Raw genomic sequence first — 15,022 nt, 5'->3', positions numbered from 1 at the left:
GGCCGCCGCGGCGCTGAGGGTCATCGACAGCGCACAGCACACCAGGTGAGGGGCGCGCGGACCCGCGCGGCCGGCCACGCCCGGCTCACGCCACCCCACCCGCACCCACCGAGCGGAGCGAGGAGCCTCCCATCGCCGAGAACCCCAGCCTTCGCCACCTGCTGGACCGAGTGGTCCTCGTCGAGGAACGGGTACGCCGCGCCGTCGCCGCCCGCAGACAGACCGACCCCAACCCCGACGACGCCTTCCGGGGCCTCTACCTCACCGACGAGGCCGTCGACCGCCTGCTGCGCACGCCCCACCTGCCCGCCGCCCCCGACCGTACGGACGCAGTGCGGCACGCCGAGGCCGAGACCCGGGCCGACACCGCCGACCCGCCCACCAGCCTGCGCCGGCTCACGACCGGACTGGGCCTGACCGACCTCGACGTCGAGATCCTGCTCATCGCCCTCCTGCCCGATCTGGACGCCCGGTTCGAGTCCTTCTACGGCTATCTCAACGACGACGTCACCCGGCGCCGCCCCTCCATCGGCCTGGCGCTGGAGCTGTGCGGACTGTCCCCGGCGGACGCCTCCGCGCGCGCCCGCCTCGGCGCCGGCGCGCCCCTGCGCTCCGGCGATCTGCTGCTCGTCGAGGACCCGGACCGCCCGTTCCTCGGACGCGCCCTGCGGGTGCCGGACCGGGTCACCGCACATCTGCTCGGTGACGACACCCCCGACCCACGGGTCGCCGACCTGCTGGCCCCGGCCCGGCCCGTGCCCGGCGCGGGCGACGCCGCCCCGCTGGCCCGGGCCCTGACGGCCGAGATCCACCTGGCCTACCTGCGCGAGGAGCAGGGCGGCGCGGGCCCCGCCCTCGCCGCGACCGCTCTCGCCGGGGCCGGGCGCCCCGCCCTCGCCCTGGACCTGGCCCGCCTGGCCCGCGACCCGGCCCCGGCGGACGCCGTGCGCACCGCCGTACGCGAGGCCCGGCTGACCGGCGCCGGGCTGGTCTGCGCCCCGGTCGACGCCCTGGACCGGGACCGCGAACGGGGCTCGCTGCTGCGGCAGTTGACGGACGTCCCCGTCCCCGTCGTCCTCGTCGGCCGCACCCCGTGGGACGCTGCCTGGTCCACCCGGCCCCCGCTGCTGCTGCACGCCCCGCGCGTCGAGCCCACCGCGCGAGCCGCGCTGTGGCAGGCCGCGTACGGGCTCGCCGTGCCCGACGGCATCGACGTCCCGGACCTTCTGGCCCCCTTCCTGCTCACCCCCGAACAGATCACCCGGGCAGCCCGCAGCGCCGCCCAGAACACGGTCCTGGACGGTGCCGGGCTGCGCCCCGAGCACATCCGCCGCGGTGCCAGGGCCCAGAACTCCGCCGGACTCGACCTGCTGGCCCGCCGCATCGAACCCGCCGTCGGCTGGAACGACCTCGTCCTGCCCCCCGACACCCTCACCCAGCTCAAGGAACTCACCGCCCGCGCCCGCCACCGCGACCGTGTCCTCGGCGAATGGGGGATGCGCCCCGGCGGTGCCCGCGGCCGGGGCGTCGTCGCGCTGTTCGCGGGCGACTCCGGCACCGGCAAGACCATGTCCGCCGAGGTCATCGCCGCCGATCTCGGCCTGGACCTCTACACCGTCGACCTGTCGACCGTCATCGACAAGTACGTCGGCGAGACGGAGAAGAACCTCGAGCGCATCTTCTCCGAGGCGGCCGGGGTCAACGGCGTCCTCCTCTTCGACGAGGCCGACGCGATCTTCGGCAAGCGCTCCGAGGTCAAGGACGCCCACGACCGCTACGCCAACGTCGAGAGCGCCTACCTGCTGCAGCGCATGGAGTCCTTCGACGGCCTGGCCGTGCTCGCCACCAACCTGCGCGCCAATCTCGACGACGCCTTCACCCGGCGCCTGGACCTCGTCATCGACTTCCCCGTCCCCGACCCCGTCCAGCGCCTGGCGCTCTGGCACCGCTGTCTGGCCCCTCTTCTGCCCGGCACCGACGAGCTCGATCTCGCCTTCTGCGCCGACTCCTTCGAGCTGGCCGGCGGCAACATCCGTTCCATCGCCGTCACCGCCGCCTACCTCACCGCCGAGGCCGGATCCTCGCTGACCATGCGACAGTTGATCCATGCCGTCCAGCGCGAGTACCAGAAACTGGGCCGACTGACGCTGGCCAGCGAGTTCGGACCGTACGTCGACCTGCTCGTCTCGTGACCCGATCCCAGGAGGACTCGCTGTGCGCGCTCACGACGAACGGCTGGCGGAGCAGGCCCCGGAGCGGATGCGCCGTACGGGCACTGTGCGCGCGGGCGAACCGCACGCCTCGCCGCTCGCCGCCCTGTCCGACCTGCAGCAGACGGCCGGCAACGCGGCGGTGGTGCAGCTGGTGACCGCCCAGCGGATGGTCGGCCGGCGGCCGCGCGAGAAGCGCAAGGCGGTCTCCGACTCGCAGTACGGCAACCGACCGGTGTCCAAGCGGCAACAGGTCCAGCAGGGCTTCGACCCCGACGTGCCCCGGGCGCCGGAGCTCCCGAGCCGGGGCCCCAGGGACGAGCACCTCTGGAGCGGCACCCGGGACGACATCGGATTCACCGAGGCGACGACGACCGCGGTGCTGGCCGCGGCGAATCCCCAGGCCGCCAACGGGCGGACCGAGTACGAGTGCGCGATGTGCGGCACGCACATCCCCCAGCTCAGGGACGCCACGCCGGCGGACGGCAACCGCACTGTCACCATCGACCACATCAGGGAGATCATCGCCTACGTCCAGGACAACGCTCGCGAGATCACCTGGCAGGTCGACGGCCGCGACGTCAGGGCGATCACCCGCGCCGAGGCCAAGCGCCTCGCCAACGACATCACCAACCTGCGCGTCCTGTGCGCCCAGCCCTGCAACGGCGGCACCCGAGCCGCCAACAGCGCCAGCCGCAACTACGACACGAACAAGGCGGTGTGGTGGGCGACGTAGGCGCGCCCGGGCCCGGCCGGATCACGGCGGACCTTTTCCCGGGAGTGACACCATGGCGCCATGCTGAACTACAACCTCGCCGTCTCCGACGCGGACGACGCAGATGTCCTGTCCGCCCTGGTGGCCGAAGGCGATGAACTCGACGCCCGGGTCAGGGCAGTTGACGATTGGTCCCTACCGACACCGGCAGCGGGCTGGACGGTCGCCCACCAGATAGCCCACCTCGCGTGGTCGGACGCGAACGTACTCAGCGCGTTACGCACTCCGGAAGCGTTCGGGGCCGAGCTCGCGCGGGCCGAAGCCGAAGGCGGCGGGTACGCGGACAAGGCCGCCGCCGAGGGAGCGGCCAAACCGCGGCCGGTGCTTCTGGAGGAGTGGCGGGCCGGTCGGACGGAACTGGCGGCGGTATTGCGCGCCACGCCGTGGGACCACGCCTTCCCCTGGTACATGTCGCAAGTGACCCCGGCCCTGATGGTGCCCCTCCGTCTGATGGAGACCTGGGCACACGGGCAGGACGTCTTCGACGCCGTGGGCGTGGTGCACCGCCCGACGGATCGACTGCAGCACGTGGCGTCACTGGGGGTGCTGGGCCGGGCGCTGTCCTTCGCCGCCGTAGGACTGCCCGAGCCGGCGGAGCCCTTCCGCGTCGAGCTGACAGCGCCTGACGGCCGGACCTGGGTGTGGGGCCCCGAGACCGCCGCACAGCGGATACAGGGCGACGCCATGGACTTCTGCCTGTGCGTCACCCGCCGTCGCCCCTGGTCCGAGACCGCCTTGACGGCGACCGGTGAGGAGGCCCGGAAGTGGCTGGAGCTGGCGCGGGTCTTCCTCTGACAGCGGGGCGGGTGCTCGGTCATGGCGGGGTGGGCTGCGCTCCTGGTTGTGCCGTCTCATGACATTGCTTTCTCGCGGTCAGGCTTCGCGGGCGTAGGACGCGAGGCGATCGGCGAGGGCGATGACGAGGTCGCGCAGTTCGTCGGGGCGCTCGATGACGAACGGCCGGTCGAGTGAGGCGAGTACCGGAGGCAGCCAATCGAGCCGCTCCGCCCGCAGTTCGACGCGCAGCCAGCGCTCGGTCGCCCGGTCCTCGCCCGCCACGGGCGCGCACTCCTCCAGGTTCGCGACGCCGGCGGGAAGGCGGGCGCGGATCTGCTCGACCGTCCCGTGGATCCGCAAGGTCACCTCGTGCCGGTACTCGGCCGTGGCGAAGGCCGACAACAGGCGATCTGCCGGATCGGGACCCACGGGCGCTTCGAACGAGCCGGGCAGGGTCCGCGCGTCTGCGATGCGATCGAGCCGGAAGGTTCGGTCCGCGCCGATCTGGGCGTCCTCGCCCGTGACGTACCACCGGCCCGCATGGGCGACGATCCCGTACGCGTGCAGCGTGCGTTCGCTGCGCCTTCCGTCGCGGTCGGTGTAGCGGATCGAGACCGGTCGGCGGTGGCGCACCGCATCGGCGATGGTGAGCAGGGCCTCGGCGTCCGGGGTGTCGAACTCATCGGGCTGATCCGTGAAGGCGAGAGTTTCCAGGAGTGTGTCGAGCCGACGGGCGATGCGCTTGGGCAGTACCCGCCGGATCTTCGCGGATGCCGTCTCGCCGGCCGTACGTTGCGTCGTCGTCAACCCTGCTCGGCGGCCGGCGACCAGGCCGAGCAGTACGGCCAGCGCTTCGTCGTCGCTGAGCATGAGCGGGGGCAAGCGGTACCCGGGGGCGAGCCGGTATCCGCCGTAGCGGCCGCGCACCGATTCCACGGGCACGTCCAGATCGATCAGCTGGTCCACATAGCGCCGTACGGTGCGCCCTTCGACGCCGAGCCGGTCGGCGAGTTCGGCCACCGTCCGAGTGCCGCCCGACTGCAGCAACTCCAGGAGGGTCAGCACGCGGCCGGTGGGTCGAGACATGTGCACAGCCTAATGCGAATAGAGGACCGATTCTGTCCACTATTCCTCCTAGCCTGCGACGTACAGCGATTCCGGCAACCCAGGAGAGCACCATGGACTTCGTCTCGATCCGCATCATCACCAGCGACGTCGCACGCCTCGTCGAGTTCTACGAGCGAGCCACAGAGGTGCGGGCGACGTGGGCCACCGAGGACTTCGCCGAACTCAGGACCGCGGGCGCCACCCTCGCGATCGCCGGCACCCGCACCGTCCCGCTGTTCGCCCCGGGCTCTGCCCGCCCGGCGGACAACCACAGCGTGATCACCGAGTTCCTCGTCGACGACGTGGACCGCGTCCACCGGAACCTGACCGGTTTCGTCACCGACTTCGTCAACGAGCCCACCACGATGCCCTGGGGCAACCGGTCGCTGCTGTTCCGCGACCCCGACGGCAACCTCGTGAACTTCTTCACCCCCGTCACCCCGGCGGCCGTCGAGAAGTTCGCCCGCTGACGCCGCGCACAGCCGCTCCTGCGGGAGCCCTGAGACCCCAGGGCTCCCGCGTGAGCGTGGCTGCCGAATCCAATCACCGAGCGAACAGCTTGTGGACTTCTTCCGGGCCCCGCTCCAGAACTGCCTCCAGCTCGTCGCCATTCCGTCGACGGCAGCCCTCAGTCGAGGGGCAGGGGGCGCATCTCGGTGACATGCGACAGGAACTTGGCGTAGGAGCTGAAAACGGGGTAGAGGGAACCTCGCACCGGCCGTCCGGCCAGCTTGCTGTCGCGCAGATCGCCGCCGTAGAAGTCGAAGATGCGTTGGTCCTCCGGATTCAGGAGATCAACCCCCAGATAGGTCCCCGGGGTGTCCCACGACCCTCCGATCCGATAGACATGGGCGTCGTCGGAGAGGAGCGCCCGCTGTTCCTCGCCGTGGTATCCGAACCGCAGGTCGTACCAGAGGTCTTCGACGTCTTCGGACCGCGGCGAGTCGTACCACTGGAAGTCGTCGACCTGCAGCAGCATCGGTGGATCCACGAACGCGAGCGTCGATCGCACTTGACGCAGCCATCCAGGAAGTGTCACCCCGTCCGTTTCGGCGTAGTGGTCGAAAACGGCGTCGTCCTCCCTGATGAATGTGTGCGAGGGGAAGTTCGCGACGAACTGCAGCAGGTCGGTCTTCTGGTCCTCGGGCAGATCGGAGGCCTCGATCCAGGAGCGGGCGGTGTCCGCGTCGCCCCGGGTGAGGTGTCCCTCGTAGTCGAATGCGTTCATGTCTTCCTACGTGTCAGATGAACCTACGGAAGAGTGCTTCGATATTGGCCACGTTGGCGAGCTGGCCGGCGGCCGTCACGCGGGTGCCGTTCTTGTCCACGCAGTGAGGGTGGATGTCCGGTGACATGGCCGATCCGTTCCATACCCACCTGGTCGCGACCGCTTGCGCTGCCTGCGCCGCCGCCTTGGGGGTGGTCGCACTCGTGAAAGCGGTGCGCAGTTCATTGTGGAACGTGGCTGATCCCTCGGTCTTCTCCTGGCCCGATCGCTTCGGGTAGTAGACCGCCCCGACGTGTCCGTGCGGGACGCTGTAGGGGCGTTTCGCGGCGTCTCCCGGAAGTTTGTCCTCGACGATCAAAGGTGTCGCCAGGGCGGGGTTGTACACGACCCGGAATGTCTCGGTGCGGAGTTCATGCTGGAGATCTATCCACTTCGGTCCGGCGACGAGATCTCTGGCCGCGCGTTGGGTCACCTCGAGAATGTAGTCGCTCGGGAGCCACTCATGGTGACCCTTCATCGCTCCGCGGAACTTGTTCTTCAGGTAGTCGACGTTCGTCTGGTTCGTCCACGCAGTCTCGAGCTGAGTCATGCCGATCGTACCGGTCACCGTTCCTTGAGTGACCGTCATGGGCGTACCGGAGGCCATGTTCTTGAGGAACTGCACGATGCCGACCTGTGTCACCGCGATGCGCAGGATCGCCTGATCCGTCGGCAGACCGTCGATCTTGGCCAGTCGCACCCGGGGGTTGATGTGTCCCCAGAGTTCGGCCTTCTCACCCTGCTTTTCCAGTGTCACCTTCGAGACGCCCGTCTGGGCGGCCAGCTGCGAGCCGAGTGCCGAGAGGGAGCCGGCATTGCCACCGGAAAGTCCGGGCAGAGTGAGGGTGCCGCTGGCTTTGTCGTATGCGGCGTCACCGTGTTGGGCCAGCAAGGTCTTGGTGACCTGTTTCGGGTCGCCGCCGGTCTCGTGCACGGCCTGCCCGTCGCGCGTTTCCTGGATTTCCTTGGCGAGTTCGGGACTGACCTGGCCGATGGTGAGTTGGCCCGGTTCGACCAGACGCCTGGGAACGTCGACATCCTTGTTTTCGACCGGCTTTTCGGTCCCCTTGCCCTTGCCCTTGCCCTTGCCGAACTTGCCCTTGAACTTGGCCCACAACTTCTTCGCCGCCTTCGCGATGAAGTCGACGATCTTGTCGATGGCCTTGTTGACCGGCTTGGCGACCGCGGTGAAGACCTGGCGTACCTTGCCGGCGAGGTTGCCGATGCCCAGCAGGGCGGCCAGGAAGCCGATGAGGACGGGGATCGAGGCGGCGAGGGCGCCCTCGATCAGGGCGGGGACGCCGCCTCCGCCGCCGTTGGCGATGGCCACGACCGCGTCCAGGATCGAGTTGACGAACTGGATGATCTGGCCGCCCTGGGTCACCACGAACGTGACGAGGTCGATGATGCCCTTGACCGCGCGGACGAAGGCGGAGGCCGGGGTGAGCAGGGAGGTGATCCAGGTGATGCCGGCGACGATGACGGTGGGGATCAGATAGGAGGTGAGCTTCTGGAGGATCGTCGACTTGAGGTCGCCGACGGACTCCTTGATGTGCTCGACGGCACCGGCCGGACCCTCGCGCTGGAGCGCCTGTGCGACGGGGACGGACTGTTCGGCCGCGCTGACCGCCTGGTCGGGGACGCCCTTGCGGGTGATCCGGGCGCGGATGTTGCTCCAGGTCAGCCCCAGCAGACCGGCGAGGAGCTGAATGATGCCCTTGAGGTCGAACTTGGCGGGCAGGCTGAGCCCGGCGCCGGCGGCGGCGCCCAGCAGCCAGGAGACCAGGCCCTTCTTCAAGTGCTCGGCGATGTTGCCGACGAACTGCCGCAGACCGGCGCCGACCGCGGTGACCAGGTTGCCGAGGAACCCGATCGGATCCTTGATGATCTTCATGACCGCGGAGGCGGCCTTCGCCAGGACGCCGAGCAGCATGTTCTTCAGCTCGATGATGGTCTGGATGACCCCGACCACGGCGTCCTTGGCCTTGGCGATCAGACCCTTGTTCTCCTCCTGGAGCTTCTTGATCTCGTCGTCGACCGCGTTCAGCGCCTGGGTGTACTTCTGGGCGAGGTCCTGGACCAGCTGGTCCGACTTCGCGTTGACGTCGGCTTCCAGTCCGTCGAACTTCTCCGTGAAGTCCTTGGCGGCCTGACTGCCGAACTTCTTCAGGTCGGCGGGGAGTTTGTCGACCTCGGCCCTGAGCTCGGCCCGGCCGCGCGCGATGCGGTCCTTCGCCTTGCCCAGTTCGGTGCCGATGAGGTCGGCGACGGAGGAGATGACCTGCTGCATCTGAGCGACGTAGAGCTTGCGGGACTCCTGGAAGAGCGCGTTGGCCTCCGCCGGCAGTCCCGCGAACTTGTCCTTGACCCACTTGAGCTTGCCGGACCAGCCCGAGTACCGCTTGTCCTTGTAGGCGTCCATCCGGCGCTTCTGGTCCGCCGTGAAGGCGTCCCGCGCCGCCTTCTCGCCGGCCGTGAAGCGCTCGTCGACGAGCTTGTCCAGACCGGAGAGCGTCCTCTCCACATCCGTCCTGGTGCCGTCGAAGACCTTCTGCAGGCGGGCGGTGACCTCGGCGCGTCTGCGTTCGTCGGCGGACTTGGTCGAGCTCTTGCCGCCGTCGACCTGCTTGCCGGTGGCGGACCGGGCGGCGGCCAGACCGGTCATGGCCTGGGCGCCGGCCGCCGCCGCGCCCTGCTTGGCGGCGGCCAGTTGCTTCGCCTCGGCGCCACGGGCCTGCCCCGGCGCCGCCGCGGAGTGCTGCTCGCCCTCCTTCTTCGCCGCCAGGGCATCGGTGAACTGGGGCTCGTTGCTCCTGGCGAGCTGATCCTCGGTGACCTCGGCGTCGGCCATCTGCTCGTTGACCTGCCGAGGGCCGCCGGAGAAGTCGGTGACCGCGTCCGGCTGCCTGGCCGGCACCGCGCCCGCCGGGTTCGGGGCGCCGGGGACGGGCGGAGGAGCGTCCGGAGTGAGCGGGGTAACGGGCTTGTCCTTGGCCTTGGACAGGTCCGGGGCCGCTTTGGTGGTGGTGTCGATCTCCTTGGCGGAGGCGTCCCTGCCCTGGCTGACCTGGCCGCTGACCTGGTCCTTCACGGCTGCCGCCTTGCCGGACCCGGAGAAGTGGTCGGCCTCGTCGAGGTTCTTCGGGGCCTGGGCGGCGATGGCCTGGCCGACGGCGGCGATGAAGGCGGCCTTGTCGAACGTGCCGGGCTTGGCGGCGTTCATCTTCTCGGCCTGCGCGGCCTTGCCCTGGGCCTGCTTGTCGTCCGGCGGGGCGACGGCGGCGTCCTGCGCGGCCTTCGACTCCGATGCCGCGGGAGCGTGCCGGGAGGCCGCGGTCTTCTTCGCCCGCACCTCGGACTTCACGTCCTGGAAGGCGGGTGACGCGGACGGCGGCGGCTTGACCGGCGGAGCGGGGGCCTCCGCGGAGGACGACGGGGCGGGGGCCTCCGTGGAGGACGGGGCAGGGGCGGCCGTGGACGGCGGAGCAGCGGTCTGGCGCTGTGCGACCAGTCTGGCCACGGCCGCGTTCCCCGCCCGTGCCTGCAGCAGGCGCAACTGCTGCGGGGCGAGGTTCGCGGGAGGGGCGGTCTCCGGCCCGTCCGCCGTGATGGGTGAGCCGGCTCCCTCGACCGTGGGCCGAGCGGTCTGGGCCTGGGCAGGGGCCGCCGGACGGGCCGGCGGCGCGCCGGTCCTCACGCTGGTCTTTTTGTCCGGCACCGCCTTCATGGCCGAAAGCGTCGGGGTTCGTGGCCACTCGTACACGAGGACGGCGGGTACGGCCGGGGGAAGTGCGGTCTGCCTCATCGGGCAGCGGGCTGTGCACCGTGACGCGGCCCGACGACGCGTTCCGGGTGATCGAGACCGGAGTCAGAATCAGCTTCGGCCGCTGGTCAAGGAGGAGTGGGTATGCCGTCGTATCTGTCCCCGGGCGTCTACGTCGAAGAAGTGGAGGCCGGGGCACGACCGATCGAGGGAGTGGGCACCTCGGTCGCCGCGTTTCTCGGCTTCGCCCCGCAAGGGCCCCTGAACGAGCCGACGCTCGTCACCAACTGGAGCCAGTACGTAGGGGTCTTCGGCGACTTCGTCGAGGGTTCCTACCTGGCGTCCGCCGTGTACGGCTACTTCGCCAACGGGGGCGGGAACTGCTACGTCGTCCGGATCGGGGACGCCGGTAGCGGTGCCGCGGGGCAGCTGCCGGGCGGGACCGCCGCAGGGACGGCAGGGTCCGCGGCCGAGGCGCTGCTCGGCGGATTCCGGGTCCGGGCACTGCCGGGCGTCACCGGTGAGATCACGGTCGAGGTCGGCGGGGCCGAGGGCGAGGCACCGCCCAACGAGGCGTTCAAGCTGGTGGTCAAGGTGGACGGGGAGGAGAAGGAGACCTACCCCTCGGTGTCCACCCGCCGTGGCAAGGACAACGTCGTCACCAAGGTCAAGGAGAAGTCGCAGCTCATCTCCCTGGAGGAGGTCAGCCGCGCCGCCGCGTCGGCCAAGCCCGACACCGGCACGGTCGTCCTCGCGTCCGCAGCCGCGGCCCCCGCCCCGGCCGGGTCCGGCACGGTGGCGCTGTCGGCCGACGACTACATCGGTGACGCGGACCAGCGGACCGGGTTCGGCGGGCTGGAGGCCATCGACGAGATCACGATGGTGTCCGTGCCCGACCTGATGAGCGCTCACCAGCGCGGCATCCTGGACGCCGAGACCGTCATCTCGGTGCAGCAGGCCCTGATCGCCCACTGCGAGCTGATGGGCGACCGGGTCGCGATCCTCGACGCTCCCCCCGGACTGTCGCCGCAGCAGATCAAGAACTGGCGGATGGACACGGCCGGGTTCGACTCGAAGTTCGCGACGCTCTACTACCCGTGGATCAAGGTCTTCGACCCGTCGGTCGGCCGCAACAGCTTCGTCCCGCCGAGCGGTCACATCGCCGGTGTGTGGGCGCGCAACGACGCCTCGCGCGGTGTGCACAAGGCGCCGGCGAACGAGGTCATGCGGGGCGCCGTCGGCCTCCAGACCCAGATCACCAAGGGCGAGCACGACCTGCTGAACCCGATCGGTGTCAACTGCGTCCGCGCTTTCCCGGGCCGCGGCATCCGGGTGTGGGGCGCCCGCACCCTCTCCTCCGACGCCGCCTGGCGCTACCTGAACGTACGTCGGCTCTTCAACTACCTTGAGGAGTCGATCCTGACGGGCACGCAGTGGGTCGTCTTCGAACCGAACGACGACGCCCTGTGGGCACGCATCCGGCGGACCATCTCGGCGTTCCTGGTCAACGAGTGGCGCAAGGGCGCGCTGTTCGGACTGACCCCGGACGAGGCCTTCTACGTCAAGTGCGACCGGGAGACCAACCCCGCCGAGAGCATCGATTCCGGCCAGGTCATCTGCGAGGTCGGGGTCGCTCCGGTCAAGCCCGCTGAGTTCGTGGTGTTCCGGCTGGCACAGCTGTCGGGCGGCACGGGATCGGTCGACGAGTAACAGGGCGACAGGCGGGTCACGGTCCCACGGCAGTGGGCCGTCCGCCGATCGGTCCCGGGGCGGTGGAGAACCGCCGCTCCCCACACGATGAGCCTAGGAGGCTGGGATGGCACTCCCCGATCTTGACAGTTCTGTCGGCCACTCCTTCGGGCTGGAGTTCGACGGTGTGGTGATCAAGCAGATCACCGAGGTCAGCGGTCTGAAGATGGAACAGGACGTCATCGAGCTCAAGCAGAACACCGCCGACGGAAAGTACGCCATCAAGAAGCTGCCGGGCCGGCCCAAGGCCGGCGAGGTCACCGTCACCCGCGGTCTGACCGAGGACAACAGCTTCGAGACATGGATCAAGTCGTCCCGGTTCGGGAAGATGACCGACGCCCGCAAGAACGGCGCCATCATCGTCTACGACTACGAGGGCAGCGCGATCAAGCGGTACCAGCTGGTCAACGCATGGCCGAAGTCGCTGGAGATCGGCACCCTCAAGGCGGGCGACACCTCCGTCCTCACCGAGAAGCTCTCGATCACGTACGAGAGCATGGAAGTTGAGTGATGCGCAGGACGATGCCCGCCCAGACGCGGCAGGCGGTACAGCAGTTCCCGGACGCACCGGGGCAGGACCACACCCAGGCACCGGGTGAGAGCGCGAGCGGTGCGGGGCGCGACACGCTCCGCACCGAGTTCGCCTTCGAACTGCCCCGGGGATACGTGGACGACTCCGGCACCGTGCACCGGCACGGCGTGATGCGGCTGGCCACCGCGCGGGACGAGCTCATCCCGCTGCGGGACGACCGGGTGCGGGAGAACTCCGCGTATCTGTCGGTGGTGCTGATCGCCCGGGTGATCACCCGGCTGGGCACCGTCGAGGACGTCCACGCGGGCATCGTGGAAGACCTGTTCGCCTCGGACCTCGCCTTCCTCCAGGACTTCTACCGCCGGATCAACGCGGAGGGCCACACCCGCGCCGCGGTCACCTGCCCCTCCTGCCAGGAACACTTCGCCGTGGACCTCGCCGGGGGCCGCCTGGGGGAATCGTGACGTACGCGGTCGAGCGCCTCTACGAGGAGATCGCGTACCTGGCCTACCACTTCCACTGGCCGCTCGACGAACTGCTCGATCTGGAACACCCCGAACGGCAGCGGTACGTCGAGCAGATCGCCCGTCTCAACGGGCGGTGAGAGGACACCGAGATGGGACTGCTGTCCTGGCTGACGAGGAGCGGTGACGGCTCGCGGGGTGCCATGCAGCCCGGAACGCGAGCGGACGCCGACGCCGGGACGGCATCCCCCGCCCCGGCGGCGACGGACCCGCAGGGCCCGGCAGGCTGGCGGTCGACGCCCCCGGTGCAGCGGGCGCTGAGCGCGCCCATGGGGCTGGTCAGCGACCCCGGCGGGTTCGGCCGTCGGCTGGGCGCCTGGCAGGACCCGACGGTCACCGGACCGCTCGGCCATCTGGTCAGCGCACAGGCGCCGGCCGGCGTCGGCCACGGGCTGGCGCAGCCCACCGTGCCGGTGCAGCGGACCGGCACACCGCCCCGGGCGCAGGTCTTCGACATACCGAGGGGCGTGCAGGACCCGGCCTCGGCGTGGGCGGGCGAGCCGGGCGCGGCCCCGGCCGTCGCCCACGGGGCCGGTGACCGGCAGGGCGATGCCGGAGGTTCCGCGGACCGGCCGGGTGACCCGTCCGGCACGGCCGGCCCGGTCGTCCTGCGGTCGGTGACCCCGGCCGGGGACACCGCGCGTCACCCGGACCATGCCCTGACCTCTCCCGGACCGGCGCCGCTTCCCGTGGTGCCGCTTCAGCGGATCACCGTCGCGTCGAGCGGCCCCGGGTCGGACTCGGCACCGCCGGCCCCACTGATGGTCATGCGTGTGCCGTCCGCCCCGGCGGCTCCCGCACCCGCCCGCCCCCTGGTCGTCGCGGAGCCACCGGACGTACCGGCACGGGAACTCACCGCGGCCCTTCCGGCCATGGCGGACGAGCACCCCGGCCCGCTGGCCCCGGACGCGCCGGCCGAGCCGGTCGCCGACCTGCTCGCCGCGCCCGGCACGTCTGCGGGGCAGGACCGGCAGGAGGCTGCCGTCCAGCGGACCGAGGCGCCGGGTATTGCCGGGTCCACGGCGGTACGGGATACGGCCCCGCTCCCGCTCGCCGCGCCGAGCCCCGGCACGGCGGCAGGCCGGGGAGGACCGGACGCGGCCGTGCCCACCGCGCCCCTTGTCGGCGGCGTGGACGGCACCGGCCCTGCCGTACAGCCGATGGTGCAGCGTGATGTCACGACCCCTCCGCGTCCGCGTCATCGGGGTCTGGGCGAGCCGCTCTCCGCGCTGCCGCCCACCGCCCTGCCGCTTCCTGGCCCCGCGGTGCCCCTGGTCGAATCCCCCGTGTCCCCTTCGGTCCCTTCCATGCCGTACGTCTCCCGGACCGTGGCGGAGCCCCAGGTACCGCAGACCCCGACGGCTTCCGAGGACCTGCACGTCCCGGACGCTCCGGCGGCGCCGGACCTGACGGCGGGCCCGGCCGGGCCCGCAATGCCGTCGCCCGGCGGCGAGGACACCGCGCCGCTGCTCGGCGACACACCACCGCTGACCACGGACCCGGTGGACCTCGGCACGAGCTTCTCGCCCGAGCCCGCGACCGGTGTCGGCACCGAAGCCATGCAGGCCGGTCCGGCTCCCGGTCCCGCACCGGGCCCCCGCGCCGCATCGGGCCCGGGAGCGGACGCCGTTCCCGGTTCCCCCGCCGCGTCGGACGGCGCCACGCCGCCGGGGCCGGTCGCGGTGCAGCGCCTCGACGTTCCCGGCGGCCCGCCCCAGGCATCCCCGCCGACCGGTGCGACGCCCCAGCCCGTGCAGGCCGACCGGGCACCGCTGCTCGGTGACGCCTCACCGCTCGCGGTGAGCGACACGGTGGTGCCCGAGGCGCCCGGCCCGGGAGAGATGGTGACGGCCGCGACACCCATGCCGATGCGGCGGCTGGACGCCGTGGACGAGGCCACGCTGCCCGGCGGGCTGTCCGGGGCGGGCGCCGGTTCCGGGTCGGCGGGCCGGGGCGCCGGTCCCGTGTTCCCGCTGGTGGCGCAGCGGTCGCTGCCTCTGTACTCGGTACCGGCACCGTCCGCCGAGGCACCGGTCGCGGCCGCTCCTCCGGCCGTGGTACCGGTCCGCTGGGAGCCGGTCGGAGGCTCGCGTTCCGCCCCGGGAACAGGTGGTTCCGCAGGCAGCGCTCGGTCCGCCGACACCGCGGCCGAAGGCGTCGGCTGGTCCGGCGGCGACGGTGACCACGGCAGCTACGGCGGCCACGGTGGCTCCGGAGGCCTTGGAGGCGGGCCCACCGCGACCCGCGGCAGCGGGTACCCCGGCGCCGCCTCCGGCCACCCGGGTGCCGTCGTCCAGCGAGCCATGAGCACCGACGGC

General features: G+C 71.1%; 12 protein-coding genes. 9 read left to right on the top strand and 3 right to left on the bottom strand.

What is annotated here, in order from left to right; translation table 11 throughout:
• Positions 1 to 131: 131 nt before the first annotated feature.
• From ABT085_RS32280 to ABT085_RS32270, 3 genes are read left to right on the top strand one after another with little or no spacing between them, the layout of a single operon-like run.
• Positions 132 to 2,192, top strand: a complete 2,061-nt coding sequence (locus ABT085_RS32280; protein ID WP_502982854.1) for an ATP-binding protein — start codon at positions 132 to 134, stop codon at positions 2,190 to 2,192.
• 22 nt (positions 2,193 to 2,214) lie between these two features.
• Positions 2,215 to 2,946, top strand: coding sequence for a hypothetical protein (locus tag ABT085_RS32275; RefSeq protein ID WP_351615927.1), 732 nt, complete (start codon positions 2,215 to 2,217; stop codon positions 2,944 to 2,946).
• A gap of 60 nt (positions 2,947 to 3,006) precedes the next feature.
• Positions 3,007 to 3,780: a TIGR03084 family metal-binding protein gene (locus ABT085_RS32270; protein ID WP_351615924.1), complete on the top strand. Its 774-nt coding sequence runs from the start codon at positions 3,007 to 3,009 to the stop codon at positions 3,778 to 3,780.
• 78 nt (positions 3,781 to 3,858) lie between these two features.
• Here the strand turns inward: ABT085_RS32270 and ABT085_RS32265 are convergent, their stop codons facing one another.
• Entirely contained in the window at positions 3,859 to 4,848 is a 990-nt protein-coding gene (locus tag ABT085_RS32265) for a helix-turn-helix transcriptional regulator (protein WP_351615921.1), read from the bottom strand.
• A 92-nt stretch (positions 4,849 to 4,940) separates the two neighbouring features.
• Between ABT085_RS32265 and ABT085_RS32260 the strand changes: the two genes are divergently transcribed.
• A complete protein-coding gene (locus ABT085_RS32260; protein ID WP_351615918.1) occupies positions 4,941 to 5,339 on the top strand; it encodes a VOC family protein in 399 nt (132 codons plus the stop codon).
• 158 nt (positions 5,340 to 5,497) lie between these two features.
• Here the strand turns inward: ABT085_RS32260 and ABT085_RS32255 are convergent, their stop codons facing one another.
• Positions 5,498 to 6,097 (bottom strand): hypothetical protein, encoded by a 600-nt coding sequence (locus ABT085_RS32255; RefSeq protein ID WP_351615915.1) that lies wholly within the window; start codon positions 6,095 to 6,097, stop codon positions 5,498 to 5,500.
• A gap of 13 nt (positions 6,098 to 6,110) precedes the next feature.
• Positions 6,111 to 9,863 (bottom strand): phage tail family protein, encoded by a 3,753-nt coding sequence (locus tag ABT085_RS32250; RefSeq protein ID WP_351615913.1) that lies wholly within the window; start codon positions 9,861 to 9,863, stop codon positions 6,111 to 6,113.
• A gap of 180 nt (positions 9,864 to 10,043) precedes the next feature.
• On the opposite strand from ABT085_RS32250, the gene ABT085_RS32245 reads away from it, so the two are divergent.
• The 5 genes from ABT085_RS32245 to ABT085_RS32225 form a co-directional block, all read left to right on the top strand.
• Positions 10,044 to 11,609, top strand: a complete 1,566-nt coding sequence (locus tag ABT085_RS32245) for a phage tail sheath family protein (protein ID WP_351615910.1) — start codon at positions 10,044 to 10,046, stop codon at positions 11,607 to 11,609.
• A gap of 106 nt (positions 11,610 to 11,715) precedes the next feature.
• Positions 11,716 to 12,159 (top strand): phage tail protein, encoded by a 444-nt coding sequence (locus ABT085_RS32240; protein ID WP_152895158.1) that lies wholly within the window; start codon positions 11,716 to 11,718, stop codon positions 12,157 to 12,159.
• The gene (locus ABT085_RS32235) at positions 12,159 to 12,644 is read left to right on the top strand and encodes a hypothetical protein (protein WP_351615907.1); all 486 of its coding nucleotides are present in this window, start codon (positions 12,159 to 12,161) and stop codon (positions 12,642 to 12,644) included. The genes ABT085_RS32240 and ABT085_RS32235 overlap by 1 nt, the downstream gene beginning before the upstream one ends.
• The gene (locus ABT085_RS32230) at positions 12,641 to 12,784 is read left to right on the top strand and encodes a DUF6760 family protein (RefSeq protein ID WP_167455655.1); all 144 of its coding nucleotides are present in this window, start codon (positions 12,641 to 12,643) and stop codon (positions 12,782 to 12,784) included. Before ABT085_RS32235 ends, ABT085_RS32230 begins: the two co-directional genes overlap by 4 nt.
• A gap of 12 nt (positions 12,785 to 12,796) precedes the next feature.
• Positions 12,797 to 15,022 (top strand): hypothetical protein (locus ABT085_RS32225; RefSeq protein ID WP_351615903.1); only part of this gene is annotated, 2,226 nt, incomplete at its 3' end.

Source organism: Streptomyces sp. NPDC002265, assembly GCF_040296125.1.
GTDB lineage: Bacteria > Actinomycetota > Actinomycetes > Streptomycetales > Streptomycetaceae > Streptomyces.
The sequence above is the reverse complement of the archived record's forward strand: the minus strand, read 5'-3'. Positions and strand labels throughout refer to the sequence as shown.

Bases quoted from the DNA above. Each gene is read 5' to 3' on its own strand.
- ABT085_RS32270 (WP_351615924.1), top strand. From the start codon at position 3,007: ATGCTGAACTACAACCTCGCCGTCTCCGACGCGGACGACGCAGATGTC.
- ABT085_RS32265 (WP_351615921.1), bottom strand. From the start codon at position 4,848: ATGTCTCGACCCACCGGCCGCGTGCTGACCCTCCTGGAGTTGCTGCAG.
- ABT085_RS32260 (WP_351615918.1), top strand. From the start codon at position 4,941: ATGGACTTCGTCTCGATCCGCATCATCACCAGCGACGTCGCACGCCTC.
- ABT085_RS32255 (WP_351615915.1), bottom strand. From the start codon at position 6,097: ATGAACGCATTCGACTACGAGGGACACCTCACCCGGGGCGACGCGGAC.
- ABT085_RS32250 (WP_351615913.1), bottom strand. From the start codon at position 9,863: ATGAAGGCGGTGCCGGACAAAAAGACCAGCGTGAGGACCGGCGCGCCG.
- ABT085_RS32245 (WP_351615910.1), top strand. From the start codon at position 10,044: ATGCCGTCGTATCTGTCCCCGGGCGTCTACGTCGAAGAAGTGGAGGCC.
- ABT085_RS32240 (WP_152895158.1), top strand. From the start codon at position 11,716: ATGGCACTCCCCGATCTTGACAGTTCTGTCGGCCACTCCTTCGGGCTG.
- ABT085_RS32235 (WP_351615907.1), top strand. From the start codon at position 12,159: ATGCGCAGGACGATGCCCGCCCAGACGCGGCAGGCGGTACAGCAGTTC.